Raw genomic sequence first — 2,500 nt, forward strand, 5'->3', positions numbered from 1 at the left:
TGGTTGCGGGGGCAGGATTTGAACCTGCGGCCTTCAGGTTATGAGCCTGACGAGCTACCGGGCTGCTCCACCCCGCGGTGGTGGGTGGGGATCGTGGAGAGGGTGCGTATTGGATGTGATGCGGCCTTTGAAGGCCTGGCGACGACCTACTCTCCCGCGTCTTGAGACGCAGTACCATCGGCGCTGAGGGTTTTCACGGCCGAGTTCGGGATGGGATCGGGTGTTCACCCCTCGCCAGAGCCACCAGGCCGTCGAAGGCCGCGGTGATCCAGGGGTGTCTTGTGTGCGTCTTGGGTAAGGAGCGGGTGCGGGGGCTTGCTGCCGCACGGGACGCTTGGAATAGAGAGATAATCAAGCTCACTCGAGCGATTAGGACCGCTTGGCTGAGTATGTCGCCATACGTACACCTGCGGCCTATCGACGTGATGGTCTGTCACGGCTCTTAGGGAGACCTGGTTTTGAGGAGGGTTTCACGCTTAGATGCGTTCAGCGTTTATCCCGTCCGTACATAGCTACCCGGCGGTGCGGCTGGCGCCACAACCGGTACACCAGAGGTACGTCCATCCCGGTCCTCTCGTACTAGGGACAGCGCCTCTCAAGTCTCCAACACCCACGGCAGATAGGGACCGAACTGTCTCACGACGTTCTAAACCCAGCTCACGTACCGCTTTAAATGGCGAACAGCCATACCCTTGGGACCTGCTCCAGCCCCAGGATGCGATGAGCCGACATCGAGGTGCCAAACCTCCCCGTCGATGTGGACTCTTGGGGGAGATCAGCCTGTTATCCCCGGCGTACCTTTTATCCGTTGAGCGATGGCCCTTCCACGCGGGACCACCGGATCACTATGGCCGACTTTCGTCTCTGCTCGGCTTGTCTGCCTCGCAGTCAGGCGGGCTTATGCCATTGCACTCCACAGCCGATTTCCGACCGGCCTGAGCCCACCATCGCGCGCCTCCGTTACTCTTTGGGAGGCGACCGCCCCAGTCAAACTACCCACCATGCAGGGTCCCGGACCGCGTCACGGCCTCGGTTAGACGTCAGGAAACAAAAGGGCGGTATTTCAAGGGTGGCTCCACCAAGGCTGGCGCCCCAGTTTCATAGCCTCCCGCCTATCCTACACATCCATTCCCTAACGCCACTGCAAAGTTGTAGTAAAGGTGCACGGGGTCTTTCCGTCTGACCGCGGGTACCCCGCATCTTCACGGGGAATTCAATTTCGCTGAGTCGGTGTCGGAGACAGCGGGGAAGTCGTTACGCCATTCGTGCAGGTCGGAACTTACCCGACAAGGAATTTCGCTACCTTAGGACCGTTATAGTTACGGCCGCCGTTTACCGGGGCTTCGATTCAAGGCTTGCACCTCTCCTCTTAACCTTCCGGCACCGGGCAGGCGTCAGACCCTATACGTCGCCTCGCGGCTTCGCAGAGCCCTGTGTTTTTAGTAAACAGTCGCTACCCCCTGGTCTGTGCCCCTCGACCCTGGTTGCCCAGGACCGAGGCCCTCTTCTCCCGAAGTTACGAGGGCATTTTGCCTAGTTCCTTCGACACCGTTCTCTCAAACGCCTTGGTATGCTCTACCAGTCCACCTGTGTCGGTTTCGGGTACGGTCTATACGCTGGAGCTATTTCCTGGAACCCCTTCGCTGCCCCCGCGCGCCTTGCGGCCCTCTCGCAGAAACAACTTACGGAATTCGTCACTACCAGCAGGTGCAGGAATATTAACCTGCTTCCCATCGACTACGCCTCTCGGCCTCGCCTTAGGGACCGACTAACCCTGCGCGGATTAACCTTGCGCAGGAACCCTTGGACTTTCGGCGGGAGCGTTTCCCACGCTCCTTATCGCTACTCATGTCAGCATTCGCACTTCCGATACCTCCAGGACCCCTCACGGATATCCCTTCGCAGGCCTACGGAACGCTCCGCTACCGCTCATCTTGCGATGAGCCCGAAGCTTCGGTGCGTGGCTTTAGCCCCGTTACATTTTCGGCGCAGGACGGCTTGTTTAGACCAGTGAGCTATTACGCTTTCTTTAAAGGATGGCTGCTTCTAAGCCAACCTCCTGGTTGTTATGGCCTTCCCACTTCCTTTCCCACTTAGCCACGACTTGGGGACCTTAGCTGTCGGTCTGGGCTCTTTCCCTCTTGACGACGGACCTTAGCACCCGCCGTCTGTCTGCCGCGCAGTACTCACCGGTATTCGGAGTTCGGTTGGGTTTGGTAAGGCTTTGGACCCCCCTAGCCCATCCGGTGCTCTACCCCCGGTGGCATAAACGCGACGCGCTACCTAAATAGCTTTCGCGGAGAACCAGCTATTTCCCAGTTTGATTGGCCTTTCACCCCTAGCCACAGGTCATCCCCTACCTTTTCAACGGGAGTGGGTTCGGTCCTCCAGCGCGCGTTACCGCGCCTTCAACCTGCCCATGGCTAGATCACCAGGTTTCGGGTCTGATCCGTACGACTCAGTCGCCCCTTTCGGACTCGCTTTCGCTGCGCCTGCGCCT

1 tRNA gene and 2 rRNA genes (1 of these 3 cut by a window edge) are annotated in these 2,500 nt (G+C 59.1%); all 3 read right to left on the bottom strand.

The features are described from left to right. Positions 1 to 77: transfer RNA gene (locus FQU96_RS41845), tRNA-Met, on the bottom strand. Positions 78 to 133: 56 nt separating this feature from the next. Continuing rightward, positions 134 to 248 (bottom strand): 5S ribosomal RNA (gene rrf / locus FQU96_RS41850). Positions 249 to 347: 99 nt separating this feature from the next. Next, positions 348 to 2,500: ribosomal RNA gene (locus FQU96_RS41855) — 23S ribosomal RNA — on the bottom strand (it continues 599 nt past the right edge of the window).

Origin of the sequence: Reyranella sp. CPCC 100927 (genome assembly GCF_007859315.1) — a bacterium.
In the GTDB taxonomy this organism is placed as follows: Bacteria; Pseudomonadota; Alphaproteobacteria; order Reyranellales; family Reyranellaceae; genus Vineibacter.